The following is a 23,104-nucleotide window of genomic DNA, read 5'->3' on the forward strand; positions in this document are numbered from 1 at the left end:
TTGTATGATCATTGTTCTATCGCGCTCTCAGACTGGCACGAAACGGAAACAGACGCTTGTGAAATACATCAAAACCCTTACTGTCCTCCTGCTGACCGGCACCCTTTTGGCTGTAGGCATCATCGCTGGGCTTTATCAGTACATAAAGCCCGACCTGCCAAGCGTAGAAGTTCTCAAGGAAGTTCGCCTGCAGACCCCGATGAAGATCTATACTCAGGACGGCCAACTGATTTCTCAGTTTGGTGTCAAGCGACGTATTCCAGTCACATTGGAACAGATGCCACAGGAGATGATCCAAGCCATTCTTGCCACCGAAGACTCCCGCTTTTACGATCATCCCGGCATCGACATTATTGGCGTATTCCGGGCAGCGGTGAACCTTTTGGTCACCGGTGAGAAAAGCCAGGGCGCCAGTACCATTACCATGCAGTTAGCCAGAAACTTCTTCCTCAGCCGGGAAAAAGCCTGGATGCGAAAAATAAAAGAGATGTTTATCGCCTGGCATATCGAACAACTGCTAACCAAAGACGAAATTCTCGAACTTTATCTGAACAAGATCGAACTCGGTCACCGAGCCTTCGGGGTCGGCGCCGCCGCTCAGGTTTATTATGGTAAGAACCTGAATGATCTTAGTCTGGCTCAGATTGCTACCATCGCAGGCTTACCCAAGGCACCTTCGGCGCTGAACCCAATCAGTAACCCTGCCGCCTCCAAAGAGCGCCGCCGTGTGGTGTTGGGACGCATGCTGACCACTGGGTTTATCACTGACGCACAGTTCCAACAGGCCGCTAATGCCGAAGTCTCCGCTGCCAAACACGGGGCGGAGATCCAGTTAGACGCACCTTACTTGGCAGACTGGATTTATAGCCAGATGCTGGAACGTTATGGAAAAGAGGATGCGGAAACCAAGGGCTACCGTGTATATGCCAGCGTTAACGCCGAACATCAGCGCGCCGCGCAAAAAGCGGTGCTGCGCAACTTGCACGACTATGATGAGCGCCACGGCTATCGCGGCCCAGTAAAGCAGCTCTGGGGTCAACCTGTGATGGCCGGCGACAGTTCAGAGAAAACGTCAGAGCAAGAGGCTACCTCTGGTTCTTCTGCACAGACAGCAAGCACTTCCTGGACTCGGCAGGCCATCACCGACTATCTACAGCAACAACCCGGTTATGGCCCGTTAGAGCCGGCCGTAGTGGTGTCTACCCAAGAGCGACAGATTACCGTGATGCGAGCCTCCGGCGACATCCATGTGATTTCGTGGGATGGGCTGGCCTGGGCAAGGTCCTTTATCTCAGATACCGAACAGGAGCCGGAACCAGAAGTTGCCACGGACATTGTCACCCAGGGTGCGCACATCTTTATCCGTTTCAATGATGAGCTAGAACAATGGCAACTGGCTCAGTTGCCTGAGGTCAGCGGCGCGTTTATCGCCCTGAATCCAGATACCGGTGCCGTGGAAGCCGTAGTAGGTGGCTACAGCTTTTACCACAGCCAGTTTAACCGGGCCACTCAGGCCGAGCGCCAGGTCGGCTCTAACATCAAGCCTTTTATCTACTCGGCGGCTTTGGAGGAAGGTTACACGCTGGCCTCTATTGTCAACGACGCGCCCATTAACCAGTGGGATCGCAGCTCAGGATTAGCATGGCGCCCTAAAAACTCGCCGGAGGTCTACGACGGCCCCATTCGCCTGCGCAAGGCTCTGGGCCGTTCGAAAAACGTAGTCTCGGTGCGGCTCCTTAGGGCAGTAGGTCTGGATAATCTTATCGAGCATCTGGCCAAATTTGGTTTTAACCCAGAAGAGCTGCCGCGCAACGAATCTCTCGCCCTTGGATCCGCCTCCCTGACTCCTCTGGAAGTGGCCAGCGGCTTTGCTATTATCGCCAACGGCGGCTATGCCGTAGAGCCCTACGTGATTGACCGTATCGAAGATGAGCAAGGCGAAATCGTCTGGCAGGCTAACCCTAAGCTGTCTGAGGCAGCGCTAAGCCGCTGGATAGAGCTGCATCAACCCAACCCGGAGCAAAGCCAGGATTCTATGGATGCCGGTGCAACTATCGTTCCTGAAAGCAGCGAGGCCATGCCCGAATTGGCACCTCAGGTCATCTCAGAAGCAAATGCCTTTCTGGTCAAGCAGATGATGCAAACGGCCATCTATGGCGGTGGCAGTTGGAATAAGGGCACCTACTGGCAAGGTACTGGCTGGCGTGCCAATAATATCCTGCGTCGGGACGACCTGGCCGGTAAAACGGGTACCACCAATGACGCGAAAGACACCTGGTTCAGCGGTATCGCCCCGGGATTGGTGGCCACCAGCTGGGTGGGCTTTGATGATATGAGCCGCTCGCTGGGTCGTACCAGCCGTAACCAATACCTCATCAATAAAAACCCCAAGAAATACAACTGGCTGGGTAATGCCATGGTAGGGGGCGAAGATGGTGCCAGGGTGGCGCAGCCTGCCTGGATCCGGTTTATGCAACAGGCACTAGAGGACGTGCCTGAGGCTCAGTCTTCGGTGCCGGACGATATTATCTCGGTTCGCATTGATCGCCTGACAGGCAAGCTGACCCAGCGTTCCGATCATACCGCCCGGTTTGAATACTTTATAAAGGGAACGGCGCCTGACCAATACGTTGAGCGCGATGAGTTTGTGGATCCTTTCCAGCAGACTGAACAGCAACAAGAAACAGACAACGGCAGTATCTTTTAGCGCCCTGAAAGCTCATTCAGGGCGCTATCTGGAAATTGAATTTATTCCACCGCCTTAACCGGGATCTCGCCGCCGAGTTTCACCCGGTACTCCATGGCAATTTCATCACAGGCGTGTTTCTTGGGGCAGATATCGCAGTCCTTGATGACCTTCTCCGGCAACGAGTCCATCAGTGTGGGGGTAAACCCCATCTTGGCGAAAAAGTCCGGAACCCGGGTCAGTACAATGACTCGCGATAGCTCAATATGTCGAGCCTGCTCCAATAAATATTGCACCATGGCCTTACCCTGACCACCACCTTGCTGAACCGTATCCACACCCACCGAGCGAATTTCCGCCAATCCTGTTTGATAGATATACAGGCAGGCACAACCCACTACCTTGCCGTCGATCTCCGCCACCACGAAGTTTTGGATATCATGAATGATATTGTCGCGACTGCGGGGCAGTGTCTCGCCCTTATCGGACCAATACGCCACGATCCGCAAAATCTCGTCCACATCGGTCATTTTGGCACGGCGCACCGACATAGCCTCGGCCCGTTGAGCATTGAGCCGTTGTTGCACCTGTTTGAGGGCTAACTGGATTTGTTCGCTGCCGGTACCTCCCAACACATGGGTTTTCAGACTGTGCTGCTGCTCCGACTCCAATGACAGCATGGTCCTCTCCACCTGCGCCTTGGACGTGCCGCCCAGCGCCTCGCGCTTGTCCAGACAAGACTCTATAGACAGGTGCTTGTATACATCATCGCCGATCTTGTCACTGTAAGCCTGCAACTGGGACAGAGAGAAATCTTCCAACGGCTTTTCCTGTTCGATGGCATCCAACACCACCTGCCCTACGATATGGTGGGCCTCCCGAAATGGTACATCCTTGCTGACCAGATAATCGGCCAGCTCGGTGGCGTTGGCATAGCCCTGTTGTGCCGCCGCCAGAGTGCGGCCCGAGTTGACACTTAAGCCATCGGCCACCAGCACGCCAATTTCAAGGCATTGCTGCCAGGTGTCCAGCGCATCGAACAGTCCTTCCTTATCTTCTTGCATGTCTTTGTTATAAGCCAGCGGCAGGGCTTTCATGGTCATCATCATGGCACTCATGGCGCCATAGACCCGCCCGGCCTTGCCCCGCATCAGCTCCAACGCATCGGGGTTTTTCTTCTGCGGCATCAGCGATGAACCCGAGGTGACGTCGTCACTCAGCTCAATAAAGCCCGCCTCGCCCGAGTTATAGAAGATCAGATCCTCAGCCAGCCGTGAGATATGCATCATGGAGATACTGGCGGCCGATAATAATTCCAGAACATGATCCCGGTCCGATACCGCATCCAGGCTGTTCATGGTGGGCCGGCGAAACCCCAGTTCCTCGGCCAGCATGTCACGGTCGATGGGGTAGGCCGTACCCGCCAATGCACCAGATCCCAACGGACAGGTATCGGCACGATACAGGGCATCATTCAAACGGCCAATATCGCGGTTAAACATTTCCACATAGGCCAGGCACCAATGTCCGAAGGTTACCGGCTGCGCACGTTGCAGGTGGGTATAACCGGGCAGCACCGTATCGCTCTCGCGACGAGCCAGGTCCATCAACGCCTGCTGGAAGTTCACCAGCGACAACAACAACTCGCCGCCTTTGTCCTTACACCAGAGCTTAAGATCGGTGGCCACCTGATCGTTACGGCTTCGGCCGGTGTGCAGTTTCTTACCTAAATCGCCCAGCTTGTCGATCAGCTTAGACTCCACATAGCTGTGAATGTCTTCCTCACCGCCATCGGCGACCTGTTGGGGGTTATCTCGTACTTCGGCGAGTAATTCCTGCAAGGCGGATTCTAACCGCTGCTGCTCTTCTACAGACAACACCCCAACTTTGAGCAGCCCCTTAGACCAGGCCACCGAGCCGATAATATCCTGCTCCGCCAGCCGGTAGTCCACCGGCAGCGAATCGTTAAAAGCCTGAAACTGTGCACTGGCCGCCTGCTTAAACCGGCCTCCCCATAACGCCATATTAGTCTCCTTTGACGGAAGTCAGCGCCTTGATCCGACTGGACAGGCTGAATAACCGAATAAAGCCTTCGGCATGGGATTGATCGTAGACATCGTCGGCACCAAAGGTGGCAAAATCCTCTGAATACAATGAATAAGGCGACTGACGCTGCACCACTGTGGCCTGGCCCTTATAAAGCTTCACTACCACCTCGCCGGTCATGGACTGTGCCATGGATTCTGCCGCCGCCAGAATCGGCGGTGTGATTTGAGTAAACCAGCGACCATCATACACCACATGGGCAAACTCCAACCCCAACTGCTCGCGGAATTTAAGCGCCGATTTATCCAGTACCAGGTGCTCCAGGGCTTTGTAAGCCGCCATCAAAACGGTACCTCCAGGCGTTTCGTAACAACCACGGGATTTCATGCCCACTAGCCGGTTCTCAACGATATCCAGCCGTCCGACACCATGAGCTCCCGCGAGCTCATTGAGCTTACACAAGGCCTTGTACGGGCTAAGGAGCTCGCCATTAACCTTAGTTAACCGGCCTTTTTCAAAATTCAGGCTGATCCGCTCCGGGGTATCCGGGGCTTGCTCGGGAGAGACCGTCATGGTCCAGACCTTTTCGGTGGGCTCGCACCATGGGTCTTCCAACTCGCCCCCTTCATGGGAAATATGCCAGGCATTGGCATCGCGGCTGTAGATCTTGGTGGCCGAGGCAGTAGTTTTGATATTACGTTCGGCCAGGTAACTGAGGAGATCTTCCCGGCTACTCATGTCCCACTCACGCCAAGGGGCAATGACTTTCAGATCGGGTGCCAGTGCCGCAAAGGCACTCTCAAAACGCACCTGATCGTTACCCTTACCGGTACAGCCATGACACAGGGCATCGGCCCCCACCTGCCGGGCCACTTCCACCTGGGCTTTGGCAATGATCGGCCGCGCCATGGAAGTGCCAAGCAGGTATTGGCCCTCGTAGACTGCACCGGTCATCACCGTGGGGTAGATATAGTCTTTAACCAGCTCTTCTTTCAGGTCGACGATGTAGCATTCGCTGGCCCCGGAATACAGTGCCTTTTCTTCCAGCCCTTCCAGTTCTTCATCGCCCTGCCCCACATCGGCGGCAAAGGCTACCACCTCACAACCGTAGTTCTCCTTCAGCCAGGGGATAATGGCCGAGGTATCCAGGCCACCGGAGTAGGCCAGTAATACTTTGTTGATGGATGTCTCTGACATAGTGTTCTCCTAGAAACTTATTTACGCTCAAGCAAGCTGATTAAAATGGCGTTTTGCCCGTGCATCCGGTTTTCGGCCTGACGCATCAATAGCGAGGCGTCACCGTCGATTAGCTCGCTGCTGATCTCCAGATCCCGATGCGCGGGCTGACAATGCATGACATATTGGGCCCCGGTTTGTCGCATCAGGGCCGTGTTTAACTGATAGGGGGCAAATGTATCTTTGATGGCTTCCAGCGGGGTTTCGTCTCCCATGGATAACCAGGTATCGGTGTAAAGCGCATCCACGCCCTCCAATGCAGCCAGTTCGGTACTGACGGTAATGTTACCGCCGGTTTCGGCAGCAATATCCTGGCTCTGAGCAATCATATTGGTGGCGGGCTGATGCCCCCCGGGCGTGACAATCCGTACATCGGCCCCCAGCTTGGCACCGAGTAACATCAGCGAGTTGCTGACATTATTGGCATCACCCACATACCCTAAACTCGGCGTCTTACCGGGCAGCACCTCGGCTAAGCTCAGATAATCGGCCAGCGCCTGACAGGGGTGGTAAAGGTCACACAGGGCATTGATCACCGGTACCTTCGAGGCGGCCACCAGTTGCTCCAGAGTCTGATGGCTGAACACCCGGGCCACTATGGCATCGGCCCAACAGGACAGGTTAGCCCCCATGTCCTGCGACGCCTCGCGCCCGGCCAAGTTATTGGCCTGGCTGTCGAGATAAACCAGGTGCCCCCCTAATTTATTCACACCAATATCGAAAGACACCCGGGTACGCAGTGACGGTTTCTCAAATAGCGCTACTACTGACTTGCCAGTCAGTGCCTGACGAAAGCGTTGCGGCTGTTGTTTCACTTCCAAAGCCAGTTGCAATAGCGACTGAATACTCGACGCCGACCAATCGGAAAAAGTAAGTAAGGACTGACTCATGGTTGGTTCTCCATAACAAAATCGGGAACAATACAGGTACCCACACTCGCCTCGTCAGCCAGAGTGGTGAGCAATTGAGGCTGTTGCCAACCGGCGATATACACCCTCTGGCCAATACTGTTGGCGGCGGCAAGTGCGGCTTTGACCTTGACGCTCATGCCACCATGGATCACCCGCTGTTCAATCAGGGCGCTAATCTCTGTAGCGGTGAGCTGCACCAGAAGCTGGCCATCGCCGTCCAGCACACCTGGCACATCGCTGAGCAGCACTAACTCGGCGCCCAGGGTTTGCGCCAGAGCCACGGCCCCATCGTCGGCGTTGATATTACATAGCTCACCTTGTTCAGTGAGGCCGATAGAGCTGACCACTGGCACTACATCGGCCCCCAATAGAGCATGCAAAACCTTAGGGTCACCGGCACTCGCCTGACCTACGGCACCGAGTTGCGCATTCAGTAAACAGGCATTAACCATCTTGCCATCAGCCAGTGACAGACCGACCGCATTGATCCCCTGCTGATGGGCCATGCTGACCAGTAGTTTATTAGCGGTTCCTGCAAGCGCCCCTACAACAAACGGCAGTTGATCGGGCGGAGTGACTCTCAGGCCATCGATTTTCTGAGACTCGAATCCCAGACGGGCAAGCCAGTCATTGGTCAGATTGCCACCACCATGCACCAGCACCACCGGCCGTTCAGCCTTGAGCTTTTTAATCGCCGAAAACAGAGCCTGGCCCTGTTCATAGGCATCCAATAAAGCGCCGCCGACTTTAATCACTAACGGGGTCATGGTTTACCTCCATTTAAGCCAGTATTCATCGGTAAGTCCGCGACTAGGTTGGCACACTGTAAGGCTTGTGCCGCCGCTCCCTTTAACAGGTTGTCGATGGCCGAGCCAATCACGATATCCTGCCCCTGGCATTTCCAGCCGATATCACAGTAGGCGCTGCCCACTACATCATCCAGTTTCGGAAAGCCCGGGATTAGCCTGATCAGAGGGCTGTGTTTATAGGCTTTATGAAAGGCTTCCCAAACAGCCCCATCATCCACACCCGGCTTGAGTTGCGCAGTGATGGTGGCCAGAATGCCACGCTTAAAATTGCCCAGGTGAGGCGTAAAGATCACCGGTGCGCCGAGCTCCTGAGCAATTTCCGGCTGATGCCGGTGACCCAGAACACCATAGGCCTGCAGGCTTACCTCGCAAAAACTGGTTTTCAGGGCTGCCTTGCGGCCTGCGCCACTGACACCACTGACCGCATTGACCACCGGTTTAGCAGCCTCGTTCAGTAAACCCGCCTGCTGCAGTGGTTTTAATGCCAATAGTGAGGCGGTGGGGTAACACCCCGGTACCGCCACCAGATCAGCTCCGGCGATAGTATCGGCATACCAGTCCACCAGTCCGTAGACGGCACTTTCCGCCAACGCCTGGTCACTGTGACTAAAATCATAAAACGCCCGTACCTGCTGGCTGTCACTGAGACGAAATGCGCCGGACAGATCCAGTATTTTGGCTTTACCACCAGCGAGAATGGGCACCCACTGCTGACTCACCTCGTGTGGAGTGGCCAGAAAGATCAGGTCCATCTCGTTCTTCAGAGCACTCAGGTTCGACTCATTTATGGGCTGTAAGATTGCATCGACCTGTCCTTTCAACTGACCGTAGAGGTCGCTTAGGGGCTTATGAGCATCCTGACTGTGCTGAGAAACGCCCAATCCCGCCAACTCAAAATTGGGGTGGTGCTGAATCAATGCCGCCAACTGAGCACCGGAATAGCCACTGGCGCCGAAAATAAAACTTTTCATCATGGTTTTGCTACTGAGTTAAAGAAACGAAAATAATAAGAAAAATGGGGCGGGCCACTCAGGCCCGCCTAAGAGCGCTAGTGTCGTCGTAGAGTTAAGACGACGTCCGGGGAGAACGAGTTGAGCAAATAGTGTGTCTGCATATCTGTGCTATTGGTTAATCAGTGCATTTGCCTATCGGTTATGGCAAACTCTGACACAAACAAAATACTTATTCAACTTTTTAGCATATTTATTTATGAAGAACTTATCTCTGATTGAACTCTACAAGGCGATCATCAAAACCCCTACCATTAGTGCCTTTGAAGAGAAAATAGACCAATCTAACCGGGGCCTTATCGAGCAGCTCGGCAACTGGTTGGAGGACAAAGGATTTCACATAACTATTCAAAAAGTCCCTAAGAGTCGCAACAAGTATAATCTGTTGGCCCGTCTGGGCACTGGCGAGGGCGGACTACTACTGGCCGGGCACTCGGACACCGTGCCCTTTGACGAGGACCGCTGGAACAGTGACCCCTTCACACTCACCGAAAAAGACGGCAAGCTTTATGGGCTGGGCACCTGTGATATGAAAGGTTTCTTTGCCTTTATTCTGGAAGCCTTGAACGAACTGGATCTGAGTAAGCTGCAAAAGCCGCTGTATATATTGGCCACCGCCGATGAGGAAACCTCGATGGCCGGGGCCCGTTTCTTTGCCGAGCAGCAATTAATCACGCCCGATATGGCGATTATCGGTGAACCAACCGAGCTTAAGCCCATTATTCAGCACAAAGGTCACATGGCGCATACCTTATCGATTAGAGGCGAGGCCGGTCATTCCAGCGATCCAGCCAAGGGGGTCAATGCCATCGAGATTATGAACGCCGCCATTAACGAGCTGATGCAGTTCAGGGATCAACTGGCCCGCAGGTATCGAGACGAACGGTTCAGCGTGCCGGAAGCCACACTGAATCTGGGCCATATTCACGGCGGCGATGGTGAAAACCGTATCTGCGGTCACTGCCATTTAAATTTCGATCTAAGGGCGACACCGGACCTACCCGATGCCGAAGCCATACGGCAGATCGACGAGGCGTTAGCGCCGCTGAAAAAGCGCTACCCGGATCGTTTGAGCCTCGCCCCTATGTACGACTCCATCCCGGCCTTTGCCTGTGGCAGAGAAACACGCCTGGTTGAACTGGCCCAATCACTGACAGGCTTTGAACCCACCTCCGCCAATTATTGCACCGAAGCTCCCTTTATTAACCAACTGGGCTGCGACACTATCGTCATGGGTCCAGGCAGTATCGAACAGGCACACCAGCCGGACGAGTTCATCGATCTTAGTTATGTGAAGCCAACTATAGGTGTATTACGCGAGATGATCGTTCAAAGCTGTCTGGTACAATAAAACGGCAAGGCAGCCCGGTGACACTTGAAAAGGAGGTGATATGCATTGGCAAGCGGCTATTTTTGATATGGACGGGTTACTGGTGGACTCCGAACCGCTGTGGCGCCGCGCCGAACAAAAGGTGTTTGGTGAGCTTGGCATTCAGCTCAACGACGAGCTCTGTCGCCAGACCACTGGGTTAGGTACGGAAGACACCGTACGTTACTGGCTGCAACGCACTCTTTGGTCGACCCAGGAAGACCGCCAAATCGAAGTGGACGAGATCGCCCACCAACTGCGTCAACAGGCCCTTGGCTTAATTCAATCCGAAGCACGCGCCATGCCAGGTGTCTACCCATTACTTGAGCGTTGCCGGGAACTGGGCATGACCATGGTCATTGCCTCGGGTTCATCTATGGAGTTAATCCGCGCGGTCATCGAACGGTTAGAGCTGCACAACTACATCAGCAGCTATTTTTCCGCCGCCAACGAAAAGGCGGGCAAACCCGCTCCGGACGTTTACCTGCGAGCTTTGTCCGCCCTGCGTTTACCGACTGAAAAGTGCATCGCGTTTGAAGATTCGGTCCGCGGTGTCGAAGCCGCCCGCGCCGCCAACCTCTACACGGTAGCCGTGCCCGAGCAGGGGATTGGCTTTCAGCAGGACTTCAGCGCGGCCAGCCTGGTGGTAAAAGACTTGCGAACCCTGCTATCTATGGCACCCTTTCTCAACGACACCCAACCAACCTTACTGGCTTAATATGACTGTAAAAACCATTGCTCTGGTCGCCCATGATCACAAGAAGCAGGAACTGCTGGACTGGGGACAGCAGCATCTTGAGGTTCTAAAACAACACACGCTGGTTGCCACAGGCACGACCGGTGGCCTGATTGCAGACAAGCTGGGCCTGGAGGTACACCGGTTTAAGAGCGGGCCCTTAGGCGGTGACCAGCAAATCGGCGCCCTGATCGCCGAGGGAAAACTGGATCTGCTGGTATTTTTCTGGGATCCACTCAACCCAGCCCCTCACGACCCGGACGTCAAAGCGTTGTTGCGGCTGTGTTCGGTATGGAATCTCCCCGTCGCCTGTAACGTCGCCACCGCCGATCTCCTCATCAGCTCGGCCCGATTTGACGACGGCCAGTTTCAGCGCCAGATGCCGAAGCATTGAGCCATGCCCGGGCGTTTTACTGTAACCGCCTTTGCAGGTATCCTCAGCGCTTTATTTGTCAGCCTAACGACCATCTCTGCCGTGAGCCAAGCCGAGCCGTATTTTTATTCCAGTGAAACCGAGCTGGAGCAGCATTACAACCATTCTATTCAGGCCTTCTGGCAACAGCAGGTTAAACAAGGCCGGTTCAATGGCCAGGATCAGGTGCCTATCGCCTACGCCACCGCTGTGCACCCGGAGCCTGTCGGCAGCATCGTTATTTCCAGTGGCCGTATCGAAGGCTATCTCAAATACAAAGAAGTCATTTACGAACTGTTTAATAACGGCTATTCGGTGTTTATCCACGATCACCGCGGTCAGGGCCTGTCAGGTCGTATGACAGCCAACCCCCATAAAGGCTATGTGAGGGATTACGCCAACTATGTGGCCGATATGAAAACCTTTTACAAACAGGTCGTCGAGCCCAACAGCCATCACCTGCCACTCTTATTAGGCCACTCTATGGGCGGCGCTATCGGCGTCCTCTATCTGCTGCAATACCCGCAAGATTTTTCCCGCGCAGCCATGACCGCGCCCATGTTCGGGATTAATTCGCCACTGCCTGATGGGATATCCCGGAAGCTGGTATCAGCAGGGACCCGTCTGAACCAATGGCTGAGCGAGCTGCCCTGGTACTTTCCGGGGCAAACCAATTATCACCCACTGCCCTTTACCAAGAACCTACTGACCCACAGTGAGGTACGCTATCGAATCTTTCGGCGTGAATATAAGCAAACTCCGGAATTGCAATTGGGTGGAGTCACCTTTGGTTGGCTAAAGGCCTCCATTGAAGCCATGGACAGGATAGAAACCCAGCTGCCGACTCTGGAACGCTCGCTTCTGGTTTTACAGGCGGGTAACGATAAGGTCGTCAATAACGAGCGCCAACAGAGGATTTGCAGCACCGTGGAGGCTTGTCGCTTTGAGAGCATCGATGGCGCCCGCCATGAACTGCTAATGGAATCTGATGAATACCGCAAGCCAGCCATTAAGCGGATTCTGGATTTTTTCCATCAGACTTAGTGTCCACCACCGATAGCGGGTCCTGGTGAATCAGCACCTCTGCTTCCGGGATGGCCTCATTTAATTCAGCCTCTACCTTGTCGGCAATGGCGTGAGCGTCTACCAACTTAAGATCATCATCCAGCTCGATATGGAACTGCACAAACACGGTACGTCCCGACTGTCGGGTGCGCAGATCGTGAATACCATGCACCTTGGGATGGGCGTTAGCGATAGCCTCGACCTTCTCACCAAATTCCGGTGGCATTTCCTTGTCCATCAAGGTGCGTCCGGCATGCATGGCGATCTCCCGCGCGCCCCATATCAGATAAAGAGCAATGCCGATGGCAAACCAACCATCCACCGCTAAATAACCCATGGTGCTGAGCCCCAATGAGGCCAGCACGGCCAGATTCATGAGCAAGTCCGATTGATAGTGCAGCGAGTCAGCCTGAATGGCCACCGAGTTGGTCCGCCTGATGGCCATTTTTTGAACCAGCACCAGAACAAACGTCATGACGACAGCAAACAGGGTCGCGTAAATCGCTAATTCCGGGCGATTCAATGGCACCGGGTCCTTAAGCCGGTCGACAGCATGAAATACCAACAGCAGACCAGAGCCACAGATAAAAGCCGCCTGAGCCAGGCCCGCTAAGGCCTCGGCCTTACCGTGACCAAAGCGATGATCATCATCGGCAGGGGTTAACGCGTAACGCAGTACAAAGAAGTTAATGATTGACGCGGCCACATCAAACACCGAGTCAGTGGTGGATGCCAACATGGCAGCGGAGTTGGTGACATACCAGGCCCAGATCTTGACCACTATCATGCTAAAGGCCGCAAATACGGCAAAACTGCTGGCCAGTTTAACCCAGTAACTGTAATCGCTTTGTTGCACAAAACACTCCTCTAACGCCATTACCCTGATTATACCCCAGATAGGCTTCCGGCTCAGGCTTTGCTATGCTCCCCCTCCGTCAGTTTACCAAGTACCACCCCATGCTGGATATCGCCCTTTTCGAACCCGAAATTCCACCCAATACCGGTAACATTATCCGCCTTTGCGCCAACACCGGTTTTCGCCTGCACTTGATCGAACCTCTGGGATTCAGCTGGGATGATAAACGCTTGCGCCGCGCCGGACTGGATTACCATGAGTTCACTCAAGTCAGGCGTCACCCTAATCTGGATGCTTTCCTGGCGGAGATTAACCCCAAGCGCTTGTTCGCCTGCACCACCAAAGGCAGCCAGCACTACACCAACATCCAATTCCAGCCGGGTGATACTCTGCTGTTTGGACCCGAAACCCGCGGCCTTCCCGATGAACTGATTCAGAGTTTGCCCGGCGAGCAGCGCCTGCGGATTCCCATGCTGCCCGACAGCCGCAGTATGAACCTGTCCAATGCCGTATCCGTATTTGTCTATGAGGCCTGGCGGCAACTGGATTTTGACGGCGCAGTTTGAGGAGCCAAACATGCTCAGACACCTGGTTTTCTCCTATGGAACCCTGCAACAAAGCGATGTGCAGGAAGCTACCTTTAACCGATTGCTTCACGGTCAGCCCGATGTGCTGCAAGGCTACAAGATTGATAGCATTGAGATCACCGACCAGAGGGTAATTAAGGCCAGTGGCAAGAACATACATCCAATCCTAACTCATACCGGCATCCCGGAAGACAGAGTTGCAGGTACAGTATTCGAACTGACTGAAGAGGAGCTGGCTTTGTCCGATGACTATGAAGTGGAAGACTACCAGCGAGTATTGGCCGTGATGGAATCCGGAATCTCGGCTTGGATTTATTGTGCTACACAGTGACTATTTTTAGGGGTAAGCTTCTTGCTGTTTACGCTAGGCATCTGCTGCTTGTGACGACCAACAGGTTGAGCCAGCGCAAGATGGCCCCCACTTGAGCGAGCTAGACTAGGGCAATACAGCTTACTGGAGAACGAACGTGGCCAATATTCATGGCAACTTTTCTGTAAGGGCAGAAGAAGACCTTATCCTTACCCGACTTATCGGAAGCTTTAATCGCGATGGTATAAGTGCCTACGCCCAGGCGGTTAAAGACGCCGTTGGCGAATTAAAAGGTCGTCAGTTTGCAGTATTAGTGGATGATCTGGACGTCGAAGGCGGGACACCAGAAGCCTATCAGGAGCTAGAGAAATACAATCAGTGGATGAGCGAACAAGCCATAGTGGCTAAAGCCTTTGTGATCGACAATACCGCGAAGAAGGCCATCATCCTTCATAATACTCCAGCCCTCCAGCGGCAAAACGTTGCATTTTTCACTAACCGGGAATCAGCCAGAATCTGGCTCCGTCAACAGCTTGAATCGGCTTGCTCAAACACTCAATCTAGCTGATGCTGATAAGCCTGTGTTACTCAAACTTCTGCTCACGGCCCAACAACGCCCGGGCCGCGTCTTTTGGCTCTTTGCCTTTGTATAGCACCTGATAAATCTCTTCGGTAATAGGCATTTCCACATTATGGCGTTTGGCCAGTTCATGCACTTCTTTCGTATTGCGATAGCCTTCAACCACCTGACCGATATCCTTGATGGCTTGTTCGACGCTCTTACCCTCGCCCAAGGCTAAGCCAAATCGGCGGTTACGGGACTGATTGTCGGTGCAGGTCAACACCAGATCGCCCAAACCCGCCATCCCCATAAACGTCTGGGGTTCGGCACCTAAGGCTTCTCCAAGTCGACTTAACTCTACCAAACCTCGAGTTATCAGGGCCGTGCGGGCATTGGCACCAAAACCAATACCGTCGGCCAGACCTGCACCGATAGCAATCACATTTTTAACCGCGCCGCCGAGTTGAATACCAATAAAGTCGTTATTTTTATAAACCCGGAACGATTTGCCACAGTGCAGCATTTCCGCCAACTCGTCGATGAACTGCTGGTCAGTGGAGGACAAGGAAATGGCCGTAGGCAGGCCCTGAGCCATTTCTTTGGCAAAGGTAGGGCCAGATAGCACCGCCAATGATATATCCTCGCCCAATACCCGACGAGCCACATCCTGCAGTAGACAGCCGGTTTCCGGTTCCAGTCCTTTCGTTGCCCAGGCAACACGATGGGCATTGGTCAACAAAGGCTGAATGCGCTTAAGCATATCCGCGAAGCCATGACTGGGCACCACCACCATAATATTATGGCTATGTGAAACCACGGCTTCCAAATCGGCATCTGGGATTAGGGTCTCGGGGAACTTTGCCCCAGGCAGGTACTGTCGGTTCTCACCGTCGGCGGCCATCTGTTCGATTTTTGCCGGGTCACGTCCCCACAGGCGGGTCTGTACGCCATTTCGAGCGAAACATAGCGCCAGCGCCGTACCGTAGGAGCCCGCGCCAAGAACCGACAAAGTCCCTGAGTTACTCATCAGGCATCCAGATTTTGTTTTTGTTCGCCCTGTTGCGCTTCCTGAGCGCGCTTCTGCATGTAAGCCGCAAAGATGGCGTCGAAGTTTACCGGTGCCAGATTCAGTGCCGGGAAGGTACCACGGTTGACCAGGTTCGACACACACTCACGTGCGTAAGGGAACAGAGTGTTAGGGCAGAAAGAGCCCAGCATATGCGCTTTTTGTTGGTCGGAAAGTTCACCACCAATGGTGAAGATACCGGCTTGCTGAACTTCCACTAAGAAGGCCGTCTCTTCGCCCACTTTTGCGGTGACAGTGACCGACAGCACCACTTCGAACAGGTTCTCTTCCAGCTTATTGCTGCGCGTGTCCAGATCCAACTGCACTTCCGGCTTCCATTCTTTCTGGAAGATGACAGGCGAGTTGGGGCTCTCAAATGAGATGTCTTTCGCGTAGATACGCTGTACCGCGAATTGCTGAGCTTGCTGAGTATTTTGCTGCTCTGGCGCAGCGGCGCCGTTAGCTTGATTTTCTTCTGACATAATAGTTCCTAATAAACAAGCTGGCCTAGCGAGCCAGCAATTGATCCAACTGGCCCTGAGATTCAGCAGCCATTAACTCGTCGCAACCACCTACGTAGTGATCGCCGATAAAAATTTGCGGCACGGTGGAGGGGCCGCCGGTGCGCTCGATCATCTCGCTGCGCAACTTGGGCTGAGTCTCCAGGCTATACTCGGTGTAGGTCACCGACTTGCTGTCCAGCAACTGTTTGGCGCGCACACAAAAAGGGCAATAACCCTTGGTATAAATTTCTACTTTTGCCATTTCGGGCCTCTCACTACAATTATTTCTTTACAGGCAGGCCAGCACTGGTCCAGCTGTTAAAGCCACCCTTAAGCACAAACACCTGCTCAAAGCCATTTTTCAGCAGTTGAGCGGCAACGCGCTTGGCGTTCATGCCCATGGCACAGACTACAACTATGGGCTTGTTCTTGTGCTTTTCAATAGCGCCTAACTCGCCTTTGAGAGCCTTGTCCTGAGGCAGGTGCACTGAGCCGACAATATGTCCCTTGTTGAAGTCTCCCTGAGACCGGATGTCGACGATAACACCGTCTTCCTTGTTGACCTTCTGGGTCAATTCATTGGTACCCAACTCTTTCACCGGCGACAAGGCGCCACTGATAAAGCTGTACACCAGCATAAGCACCAACACCACCCAGATACCGCTAAGAATAGGGTGGTTCATGGCAAATTCGATGAGTTGTTGCATGGCCGACTGCCTTATTACTGCTTGCCCAAAATAAAAGAGTGCAAAGTATATAGAATCCCACAGCAGAAACCAGAGGTGCGACGTCCAGATAACGCTTTGCAATCCTATTCAGTGGCATCGATTCTAAATTATCCCTATTGGTGATTGGTTTTATTCATTGGAATTGCTACCTTGCTCCACAGTAGAATACCGTCATAGCAAGCAGTTGGAGTCGATTAAATGAGTCAGAAGAAACCCCTGGTTTTATTAATTCTGGATGGTTGGGGCCACCGTGAAGAGAAACAGGATAATGCCATTGCCCATGCCAATACCCCAGTACTGGATGGCCTGACTCAACGCTACGCCAACACATTGATTTCTGGTTCAGGTATGGATGTCGGCCTGCCCGACGGTCAGATGGGCAACTCCGAGGTGGGGCACGTAAACCTGGGGGCCGGCCGGGTGGTGTACCAGGAATTCACCCGCATTACCAAGGCCATTGATGACGGCAGCTTTAACGACAATCCGGCATTGAGCCAGGCCGTGACCGAAGCGGTCAATAAAGAAAAGGCCGTGCACATTATGGGGCTGATGTCGCCCGGCGGTGTGCACAGCCACGAAGAGCACATCTTTGCCATGATCAAGATGGCCGCCGCCCAGGGTGCCAAACGCATCTATCTGCACGCCTTCCTGGATGGTCGCGACACGCCACCACGCAGTGCCAAAGCCTCGTTGGAAAAAGCTGACGCCCTGTTTAAAGAATTGGGGGTCGGCAAAACCGCCAGCCTGGTAGGCCGCTATTATGCCATGGACAGAGACAACCGCTGGGAGCGAGTGGAATCGGCTTACAATCTACTGACCTTAGGCCAGGCGGACTACAACGCGGAATCCGCTGTAGCAGGGTTAGAAGCGGCTTATGAGCGGGATGAAAACGACGAATTCGTCAAAGCCACCTGTATCGGGGAACCGGTGAAGATGGAAGACGGCGACAGCCTGATCTTTATGAATTTCCGCGCCGACCGGGCCCGCGAAATCACCCGCAGTTTTGTCGACGATGACTTCGATGGATTCACCCGCCAGCATCGTCCCGAGCTGTCTGCCATGGTCATGCTGACCCAATACGCCGCCGATATCGACACGCCTTGTGCCTTCCCGCCCACCGAACTGAACAACGTCATGGGTGAGTGGTTGGCCAAGCACGACAAGACCCAGCTGCGCATATCCGAAACGGAAAAATATGCCCATGTAACCTTCTTCTACAGCGGCGGCCGCGAGCAGGAGTTTGACGGTGAAAAGCGGGTGCTGATCCCCTCCCCCAAGGTAGCCACCTATGACTTACAACCTGAGATGAGTTCCACCGAGCTTACCGATAAACTGGTTGAAGCCATCGACTCGGGTGATTTCGACGTGATCATCTGTAACTACCCGAATGGCGATATGGTTGGTCACAGCGGCAACTTCGACGCCGCCGTAAAGGCCTGCGAAGCAGTAGACAGCTGTATCGGCCGGGTAGTGGAAGCCCTGGATAAAGTAGGTGGCGAATGTTTGATCACCGCCGATCACGGCAACGCCGACCAGATGAAGGATCCCAAAACCGGTCAGCCTCATACGGCCCACACCAGCGAACTGGTGCCCTTCATTTACGTAGGCAGAAAAGCCAGCACCCGCAATGGCGGTACGCTAAGCGACGTGGCTCCCACCATGCTCCACCTTATGGGCATGGAACAGCCAGAGGAAATGACCGGTAAGCCCATTGTGACACTGGACTAATATGCACTGGCCTCACAAATTGCAGCGCCGTCTCTCCGTGACAGGAGTGGCGGCCTTTTTGTGTCTGCTGACGTCCTATGCCACGGCTCAGAACAGCCCGGAAGAAAAGCTCAAGGCCATTCAGCAACAGATCGAACAACGCCAGAAGCAACTGAACCTGAGGGTCGCCAGCGCCGAAGAGCTGGAGCAGACACTCAAAAAGGCCGAACTGGAAATCAGTCGCCTGGCCAGGGAGCTGGATCAAACCCGTCAGCAACTGAGTCAGAACCGCCAGCAGCAAGAGCAGCTGCGTCAGCGACAATCGCAATTACAGCAACAAATCGACCAACAGCAAACCGCCTTGGGCGATTTGTTCCGCAGTGCCTATATGACCGGCCAACACGACTTTTCCAAGATGTTGCTGAATCAGGAAAATGCCGCCAAGCTCGAGCGACTGCTCACTTACTATGGCTACTTCAATAAAGCCAGAAAGAAACAGATTAACCGGTTTATGGATACCGCTCGGGAATTGGAGCAGGTAGAAACTCAATTGGTGAACAATGAAACCGAACTGGCTCAGCTGCTCAAGGTGCAATCTGGCCAGCGGCAGCTCATGCAATCGGAACAGCAGGATCGTCAGGAAACCCTGGCGGCCCTCGAGAAACGTATCAACACCGAAGCCGCTAAACTCGAACAGCTACAGGCCAGCGAGCAGAACTTGGTGCAAGCCATCGAGCGGGCGACCGCCCGGGCACAACGACAGCCCGGCGATCTCAATGGCCTGAGCAGCCTGAAGGGTCAGTTGCGCGCCCCTACTGATGGCCATATGCGAAACCTGTTTTACAAACGTCGTCAAGGCCAGATTCGCTGGAAAGGCGCCATTTTCAACGCCGACAGCGGCATGGCGGTGCGTGCTATTCACGATGGTCAGGTATTATTTTCGGACTGGCTCAAAGGCTTTGGATTGGTTACTGTATTGGACCATGGAGATGGTTATATGAGCCTCTACGGTTACAACCAGGCGCTGCTCAGAGATGTGGGTGAGGTGGTCGCCGCGGGTGAGCGTATCGCCCTGGTCGGTCAAAGTGGCGGCCAGTCGAGGCCCGGGCTGTATTTCGAGATTCGGCATAAAGGCAAACCGGTGAACCCATCACAATGGTTAAAATAACACCGTAACAGGGCTGTTTCAGGGAAGCGCGAACAACAACAAGACGGGCAATAATGACAATAATAAACGCCTTAAAACAAGGGGCAGTAGTGCTTATCGCGCTGTTTAGTCTCAGTGCCAACAGCGCCGACGTAGCCCTTATCATCGATGATATTGGTTATCGCCAAACCGATGCCGCCGCCTTTCAGTTACCTTCCGAGGTGACCTTTTCTATTCTGCCCCATACGCCCTATTCAACCGAATTTGCCCATCGCGCTGCGCAGCAGGGCAGAGAAGTGATGCTACACATGCCCATGGAGGCTCTGGCAGGCAATAAATTGGGGCCCGGGGCCCTGACCACTGAGTTAACGTCACCGGCCATTCAACAAACCCTGAATCACGCTTTGGCGTCAGTCCCTAATGCGGTCGGCTTAAACAACCACATGGGCAGCCGCCTGACCCAGATGACCCGGCCAATGACCGCCACCATGGAATTCTTGCGCCAGCAGCAGATGTTTTTTATCGACAGCCGAACGACCCGCTATAGCCGAGCCGAAACCATCGCGCAGCAAACCGGTCTCGCCAGCGCCCGGCGACATGTTTTTCTGGATCACTATCAGGATAAACGCCAGATCCGCTTTCAGTTTGAACGCCTGATCCGTATCGCCAAGAAACACCAACGTGCCATCGGCATTGCCCATCCCTATCCGGTAACCCTGGAGTTTCTCAGTGAACACCTGGAGGAGCTACAGGCACGCGGGATTCGACTCTTGCCAGCCAGCGAGCTGCTCAGCCGCTACTACCGCCCAGAAATAGCCAGGTCGGCTCAGTTCGCCGAGGAGTGATCTTCTGACACTTGTATAACAGCAGGAGTCACACCCTCCGGGTGTGAGTGCTTAGCGACCACATTCATCGCTGTATCCGGCCGATTGGTGAAGATACCATCCACACCCCAGTCGATAAGAATATGCATATCTTCCGGCTCATCCACTGTGTATACATAGACCGCTAAACCACGGCTATGAGCATCTTCCACAAAAGGCTGGGTCACCGCATCCATGCAAATATGCACCGAATAAGCTCCCAGTACCGAACCAAAGTTGGCGTAGTCCAGCGGACAGGAAGCGGTCAGAGCCCCGACCTGCATCTCCGGACGGATGCGTTTAGTTTCGAATAACAGGTGATGATTAAACGCGGACAGCAGAAACTGCTCAGGTCGGAAATCCAGCTCCGCGACCGCTTTATCCACCAGAGTCAATACCGGGATAACATCCTGGATGCCTTTCAATTCAATATTCAGGTCGCAGCGTCCATGGATGGCCGTCATTACTTCCCAGAGCGTGGGGATTCTCTCACCACTACCGGCGTCCAGCTCCCTTAACTTGACGAAGCTATGATCCTGAATTCGTCCCTGACCATTGGTGGTTCGGTGTAACCAACGGTCGTGGATCACCACCAGTTCATGCTCGCTATGGTGTACATCCACTTCAATGGCGTCCACCCCAAGTCTTACCGCCTGCTCAATGGCAGCTAGGGTATTTTCCGGAGCCAGCTTGCTGGCACCACGATGAGCAATAATCAGCATTTAAGACTCCCGCGAATGCAATCGTTGCGCATTTAAGGTTTCGTAAACAGCAGCACTGATTACCAGGGCGCCGCCCAACAGCGTTTGCCAGTTCGGCTGTTCATTAAGCACCAGCATCGCCATCAAGACACCATACAAGGGCTGCATACAGGCCACCAGAGAAAAGGTTTTGGCTCGTAAATGGGTGAGAGTATAGGCGATAATGGCATGAGGAGCCGCTGTACAGACAGTACCCAACAGCAACAGCTGCCAGTAGGTGAATGCCTCTGCCTGATAGAGGCTGTCGGAGCCGAATGCCACTAAACAGAGGCTGATCACCAGTGTCTGATACCCCATGGCCTGAGCACCACCATAGTGCGAAAAATACTTACGGTGTATCAGATTGCGAAACGAGTACAGGATAGCCGAAATAACCCCAACAATAATCCCCAGGGTTACCTCATTGCCTAAAGAGGTTTCCGGCACAATCAACCAGATACCGCTAAAAACAACCAGTGCGCTGGCCACATCCTGCCAGACCAAACGGTGACGCTCGAAGAAAGGCTCCAAAAGCACCGTCAGCACCGGAAAGGTAAACAAGGCGATCATCCCTACTGACACCGACGAATACTGCATGGCGGCAAAGTAGGTAACCCAGTGTGCCGCCATAAGCACGCCCAGCAGTAAGCCAATCCCCATATCCCGAGGACGCTGGAAACGAAAGCTGCCGCCACTGAGCAACACGATGGCCGCCAACACTACAAAGGCGATCACCGAACGCCCCAGTGTAATATCCAGTGCTGACAGGGGGATGAGACGGGAAAACAAGGCCGTGGCCCCAAGCAGCACCACCGCCAAATGCAGCGAAATCAGGCTGCGCTTAACAGAATTCAATCGCGCTCCTTGAGCCTACCCATGACCTGCCCCAAACGAGTGATCTCGCCGGCGTCCATGCTGTCATCCAGTTCTATCATATCCTTCTCAAACACCGCTACCACGGTGGAACCAAGCTTAAACAGGCCCATCTCCTCTCCTTTTTTCAGGGTTATCTGCTCAGGGCCCTCATTAGGATAAGTCCAATGATGAACCTGCTTGCCTGTGGGAGGCGTCACGGTTCCAGCCCAGATGGTTTCGATGCTGGCGACAATGGTTGCGCCCACTAAGACCAACGCCATCTTGCCCTTGGGCGTCTCGAATACGGTGACCACTCGTTCATTGCGGGCAAACAGACCCGGCACATGGGCAGTCGTCAGGGGGTTAACCGAAAACAGCTCCCCCGGCACGTAGATCATATCGGTCAGGACCCCATCCAGCGGCATATGAATGCGGTGGTAGTCCTTGGGCGACAGATAAATAGTGGCGAAGTCCCCATCCTGAAAAGATTCGGCTAACGCTTTGTCGTTCCCTAGCAAGGTTTCCAGAGAGTAGTCATGGCCTTTGGCCTGAAAGATTCGCCCTTCATCGATATCACCACTCTGGCTAACGGTGCCATCCACCGGGCAGGCCAGCTCATTAACCTCCTGAGTGATGGCGCGCGCATCGTCCTTCAGCAACCGGGTAAAGAAGGCGTTAAAAGATTTATAAGCCTTGGGGTCTGCTTCCTGAGCCTCGCTCATATCCACATCGAAATGTCGGATAAACAAACGAATAAAGGCCGTGGTGATCGGCCCCAGCTCGGCGGCGGCCAACTTACCCACGAGGCGAGAGATAAGATGTTTGGGGTAGATATATTGCAGCGCAACTTTAATGGGTAGCACGTGTTTGGTTCCTGAATCCTGTTGGCGCAGAGTCTAG

The 23,104-nt window shown here is 53.9% G+C and carries 24 protein-coding genes; 11 read left to right on the forward strand and 13 right to left on the reverse strand.

The genetic code is table 11. The features are described 5' to 3' along the window. Window positions 1-58 precede the first annotated feature (58 nt). Window positions 59-2,707: a penicillin-binding protein 1A gene (locus tag HMF8227_RS13705; protein WP_420820539.1), complete on the forward strand. Its 2,649-nt coding sequence runs from the start codon at window positions 59-61 to the stop codon at window positions 2,705-2,707. Window positions 2,708-2,748: 41 nt separating this feature from the next. Here the strand turns inward: HMF8227_RS13705 and argH are convergent, their stop codons facing one another. From argH to argC, 5 genes are read right to left on the reverse strand one after another with little or no spacing between them, the layout of a single operon-like run. Continuing rightward, complete coding sequence (gene argH / locus HMF8227_RS13710) at window positions 2,749-4,710, reverse strand: argininosuccinate lyase (protein WP_109340720.1); 1,962 nt, start codon at window positions 4,708-4,710, stop codon at window positions 2,749-2,751. Between the two features lies 1 nt (window position 4,711). Next, on the reverse strand, window positions 4,712-5,929 hold the full coding sequence (locus HMF8227_RS13715; protein WP_109340721.1) for an argininosuccinate synthase: 1,218 nt from the start codon (window positions 5,927-5,929) through the stop codon (window positions 4,712-4,714). Between the two features lie 17 nt (window positions 5,930-5,946). Next, window positions 5,947-6,858 (reverse strand): ornithine carbamoyltransferase, encoded by a 912-nt coding sequence (locus tag HMF8227_RS13720; RefSeq protein ID WP_109340722.1) that lies wholly within the window; start codon window positions 6,856-6,858, stop codon window positions 5,947-5,949. After that, the gene (gene argB / locus HMF8227_RS13725; protein ID WP_109340723.1) at window positions 6,855-7,646 is read right to left on the reverse strand and encodes an acetylglutamate kinase; all 792 of its coding nucleotides are present in this window, start codon (window positions 7,644-7,646) and stop codon (window positions 6,855-6,857) included. Before argB ends, HMF8227_RS13720 begins: the two co-directional genes overlap by 4 nt. Next, a complete protein-coding gene (gene argC, locus HMF8227_RS13730) occupies window positions 7,643-8,662 on the reverse strand; it encodes an N-acetyl-gamma-glutamyl-phosphate reductase (protein WP_109340724.1) in 1,020 nt (339 codons plus the stop codon). The genes argB and argC overlap by 4 nt, the downstream gene beginning before the upstream one ends. A gap of 235 nt (window positions 8,663-8,897) precedes the next feature. Between argC and argE the strand changes: the two genes are divergently transcribed. Genes argE through HMF8227_RS13750 form a run of 4 tightly spaced genes read left to right on the forward strand, consistent with a single transcriptional unit; the run spans window position 8,898 to window position 12,259 of the window. Further along, window positions 8,898-10,049, forward strand: a complete 1,152-nt coding sequence (argE, locus tag HMF8227_RS13735) for an acetylornithine deacetylase (protein WP_109341120.1) — start codon at window positions 8,898-8,900, stop codon at window positions 10,047-10,049. Between the two features lie 40 nt (window positions 10,050-10,089). Next, complete coding sequence (locus tag HMF8227_RS13740) at window positions 10,090-10,785, forward strand: HAD family hydrolase (RefSeq protein ID WP_109340725.1); 696 nt, start codon at window positions 10,090-10,092, stop codon at window positions 10,783-10,785. 1 nt (window position 10,786) lies between these two features. Continuing rightward, window positions 10,787-11,197 (forward strand): methylglyoxal synthase, encoded by a 411-nt coding sequence (locus HMF8227_RS13745; protein ID WP_109340726.1) that lies wholly within the window; start codon window positions 10,787-10,789, stop codon window positions 11,195-11,197. 3 nt (window positions 11,198-11,200) lie between these two features. Beyond that, window positions 11,201-12,259, forward strand: coding sequence for an alpha/beta fold hydrolase (locus tag HMF8227_RS13750; protein WP_109340727.1), 1,059 nt, complete (start codon window positions 11,201-11,203; stop codon window positions 12,257-12,259). On the opposite strand, the gene HMF8227_RS13755 is transcribed toward HMF8227_RS13750, so the two are convergent. Continuing rightward, entirely contained in the window at window positions 12,225-13,136 is a 912-nt protein-coding gene (locus HMF8227_RS13755; protein ID WP_239421318.1) for a cation diffusion facilitator family transporter, read from the reverse strand. The two genes, HMF8227_RS13750 and HMF8227_RS13755, sit on opposite strands and share 35 nt — an antisense overlap. Window positions 13,137-13,237: 101 nt before the next feature. On the opposite strand from HMF8227_RS13755, the gene trmL reads away from it, so the two are divergent. The 3 genes from trmL (at window position 13,238) to HMF8227_RS13770 (ending at window position 14,601) form a co-directional block, all read left to right on the forward strand. After that, window positions 13,238-13,702, forward strand: a complete 465-nt coding sequence (trmL, locus tag HMF8227_RS13760) for a tRNA (uridine(34)/cytosine(34)/5-carboxymethylaminomethyluridine(34)-2'-O)-methyltransferase TrmL (RefSeq protein ID WP_109341121.1) — start codon at window positions 13,238-13,240, stop codon at window positions 13,700-13,702. Window positions 13,703-13,712: 10 nt separating this feature from the next. Continuing rightward, window positions 13,713-14,054, forward strand: a complete 342-nt coding sequence (locus tag HMF8227_RS13765; RefSeq protein WP_109340729.1) for a gamma-glutamylcyclotransferase family protein — start codon at window positions 13,713-13,715, stop codon at window positions 14,052-14,054. A gap of 136 nt (window positions 14,055-14,190) precedes the next feature. Next, complete coding sequence (locus tag HMF8227_RS13770; RefSeq protein ID WP_109340730.1) at window positions 14,191-14,601, forward strand: hypothetical protein; 411 nt, start codon at window positions 14,191-14,193, stop codon at window positions 14,599-14,601. 16 nt (window positions 14,602-14,617) lie between these two features. Here the strand turns inward: HMF8227_RS13770 and gpsA are convergent, their stop codons facing one another. From gpsA to HMF8227_RS13790, 4 genes are read right to left on the reverse strand one after another with little or no spacing between them, the layout of a single operon-like run. Beyond that, window positions 14,618-15,622: an NAD(P)H-dependent glycerol-3-phosphate dehydrogenase gene (gpsA, locus tag HMF8227_RS13775; RefSeq protein WP_109340731.1), complete on the reverse strand. Its 1,005-nt coding sequence runs from the start codon at window positions 15,620-15,622 to the stop codon at window positions 14,618-14,620. Beyond that, the gene (gene secB / locus HMF8227_RS13780) at window positions 15,622-16,143 is read right to left on the reverse strand and encodes a protein-export chaperone SecB (RefSeq protein ID WP_109340732.1); all 522 of its coding nucleotides are present in this window, start codon (window positions 16,141-16,143) and stop codon (window positions 15,622-15,624) included. The genes gpsA and secB overlap by 1 nt, the downstream gene beginning before the upstream one ends. A gap of 25 nt (window positions 16,144-16,168) precedes the next feature. After that, window positions 16,169-16,426, reverse strand: a complete 258-nt coding sequence (grxC, locus tag HMF8227_RS13785) for a glutaredoxin 3 (protein ID WP_109340733.1) — start codon at window positions 16,424-16,426, stop codon at window positions 16,169-16,171. 19 nt (window positions 16,427-16,445) lie between these two features. Continuing rightward, window positions 16,446-16,871 carry a rhodanese-like domain-containing protein gene (locus HMF8227_RS13790; protein ID WP_109340734.1) on the reverse strand — a complete coding sequence of 142 codons (426 nt, stop codon included), beginning with the start codon at window positions 16,869-16,871 and terminating at the stop codon, window positions 16,446-16,448. 219 nt (window positions 16,872-17,090) lie between these two features. Between HMF8227_RS13790 and gpmM the strand changes: the two genes are divergently transcribed. From gpmM to HMF8227_RS13805, 3 genes are read left to right on the forward strand one after another with little or no spacing between them, the layout of a single operon-like run. Continuing rightward, the gene (gene gpmM / locus HMF8227_RS13795) at window positions 17,091-18,620 is read left to right on the forward strand and encodes a 2,3-bisphosphoglycerate-independent phosphoglycerate mutase (protein ID WP_109340735.1); all 1,530 of its coding nucleotides are present in this window, start codon (window positions 17,091-17,093) and stop codon (window positions 18,618-18,620) included. Between the two features lies 1 nt (window position 18,621). Next, window positions 18,622-19,767, forward strand: a complete 1,146-nt coding sequence (locus HMF8227_RS13800) for a murein hydrolase activator EnvC family protein (RefSeq protein WP_109340736.1) — start codon at window positions 18,622-18,624, stop codon at window positions 19,765-19,767. Window positions 19,768-19,820: 53 nt separating this feature from the next. Continuing rightward, a complete protein-coding gene (locus HMF8227_RS13805) occupies window positions 19,821-20,591 on the forward strand; it encodes a divergent polysaccharide deacetylase family protein (protein ID WP_109340737.1) in 771 nt (256 codons plus the stop codon). Here the strand turns inward: HMF8227_RS13805 and HMF8227_RS13810 are convergent. Genes HMF8227_RS13810 through asd form a run of 3 tightly spaced genes read right to left on the reverse strand, consistent with a single transcriptional unit; the run spans window position 20,573 to window position 23,067 of the window. Beyond that, window positions 20,573-21,331 carry a glycerophosphodiester phosphodiesterase gene (locus tag HMF8227_RS13810; protein WP_109340738.1) on the reverse strand — a complete coding sequence of 253 codons (759 nt, stop codon included), beginning with the start codon at window positions 21,329-21,331 and terminating at the stop codon, window positions 20,573-20,575. The two genes, HMF8227_RS13805 and HMF8227_RS13810, sit on opposite strands and share 19 nt — an antisense overlap. After that, on the reverse strand, window positions 21,332-22,204 hold the full coding sequence (locus tag HMF8227_RS13815) for a DMT family transporter (RefSeq protein WP_109340739.1): 873 nt from the start codon (window positions 22,202-22,204) through the stop codon (window positions 21,332-21,334). After that, window positions 22,201-23,067, reverse strand: a complete 867-nt coding sequence (asd, locus tag HMF8227_RS13820; RefSeq protein ID WP_109340740.1) for an archaetidylserine decarboxylase — start codon at window positions 23,065-23,067, stop codon at window positions 22,201-22,203. Before asd ends, HMF8227_RS13815 begins: the two co-directional genes overlap by 4 nt. Between the last annotated feature and the right edge of the window lie 37 nt (window positions 23,068-23,104).

The organism is Saliniradius amylolyticus (genome assembly GCF_003143555.1).
In the GTDB taxonomy this organism is placed as follows: domain Bacteria; phylum Pseudomonadota; class Gammaproteobacteria; order Enterobacterales; family Alteromonadaceae; genus Saliniradius; species Saliniradius amylolyticus.

Coding starts and splice junctions, on each gene's coding strand:
- grxC (WP_109340733.1), bottom strand. CDS start 16,426: ATGGCAAAAGTAGAAATTTATACCAAGGGTTATTGCCCTTTTTGTGTG.
- HMF8227_RS13810 (WP_109340738.1), bottom strand. CDS start 21,331: ATGCTGATTATTGCTCATCGTGGTGCCAGCAAGCTGGCTCCGGAAAAT.
- HMF8227_RS13720 (WP_109340722.1), bottom strand. CDS start 6,858: ATGAGTCAGTCCTTACTTACTTTTTCCGATTGGTCGGCGTCGAGTATT.
- gpmM (WP_109340735.1), top strand. CDS start 17,091: ATGAGTCAGAAGAAACCCCTGGTTTTATTAATTCTGGATGGTTGGGGC.
- HMF8227_RS13765 (WP_109340729.1), top strand. CDS start 13,713: ATGCTCAGACACCTGGTTTTCTCCTATGGAACCCTGCAACAAAGCGAT.
- argB (WP_109340723.1), bottom strand. CDS start 7,646: ATGACCCCGTTAGTGATTAAAGTCGGCGGCGCTTTATTGGATGCCTAT.
- argH (WP_109340720.1), bottom strand. CDS start 4,710: ATGGCGTTATGGGGAGGCCGGTTTAAGCAGGCGGCCAGTGCACAGTTT.
- gpsA (WP_109340731.1), bottom strand. CDS start 15,622: ATGAGTAACTCAGGGACTTTGTCGGTTCTTGGCGCGGGCTCCTACGGT.
- HMF8227_RS13715 (WP_109340721.1), bottom strand. CDS start 5,929: ATGTCAGAGACATCCATCAACAAAGTATTACTGGCCTACTCCGGTGGC.
- argC (WP_109340724.1), bottom strand. CDS start 8,662: ATGATGAAAAGTTTTATTTTCGGCGCCAGTGGCTATTCCGGTGCTCAG.
- HMF8227_RS13745 (WP_109340726.1), top strand. CDS start 10,787: ATGACTGTAAAAACCATTGCTCTGGTCGCCCATGATCACAAGAAGCAG.
- HMF8227_RS13790 (WP_109340734.1), bottom strand. CDS start 16,871: ATGCAACAACTCATCGAATTTGCCATGAACCACCCTATTCTTAGCGGT.
- HMF8227_RS13740 (WP_109340725.1), top strand. CDS start 10,090: ATGCATTGGCAAGCGGCTATTTTTGATATGGACGGGTTACTGGTGGAC.
- HMF8227_RS13800 (WP_109340736.1), top strand. CDS start 18,622: ATGCACTGGCCTCACAAATTGCAGCGCCGTCTCTCCGTGACAGGAGTG.
- trmL (WP_109341121.1), top strand. CDS start 13,238: ATGCTGGATATCGCCCTTTTCGAACCCGAAATTCCACCCAATACCGGT.
- HMF8227_RS13750 (WP_109340727.1), top strand. CDS start 11,201: ATGCCCGGGCGTTTTACTGTAACCGCCTTTGCAGGTATCCTCAGCGCT.
- HMF8227_RS13805 (WP_109340737.1), top strand. CDS start 19,821: ATGACAATAATAAACGCCTTAAAACAAGGGGCAGTAGTGCTTATCGCG.
- argE (WP_109341120.1), top strand. CDS start 8,898: ATGAAGAACTTATCTCTGATTGAACTCTACAAGGCGATCATCAAAACC.
- secB (WP_109340732.1), bottom strand. CDS start 16,143: ATGTCAGAAGAAAATCAAGCTAACGGCGCCGCTGCGCCAGAGCAGCAA.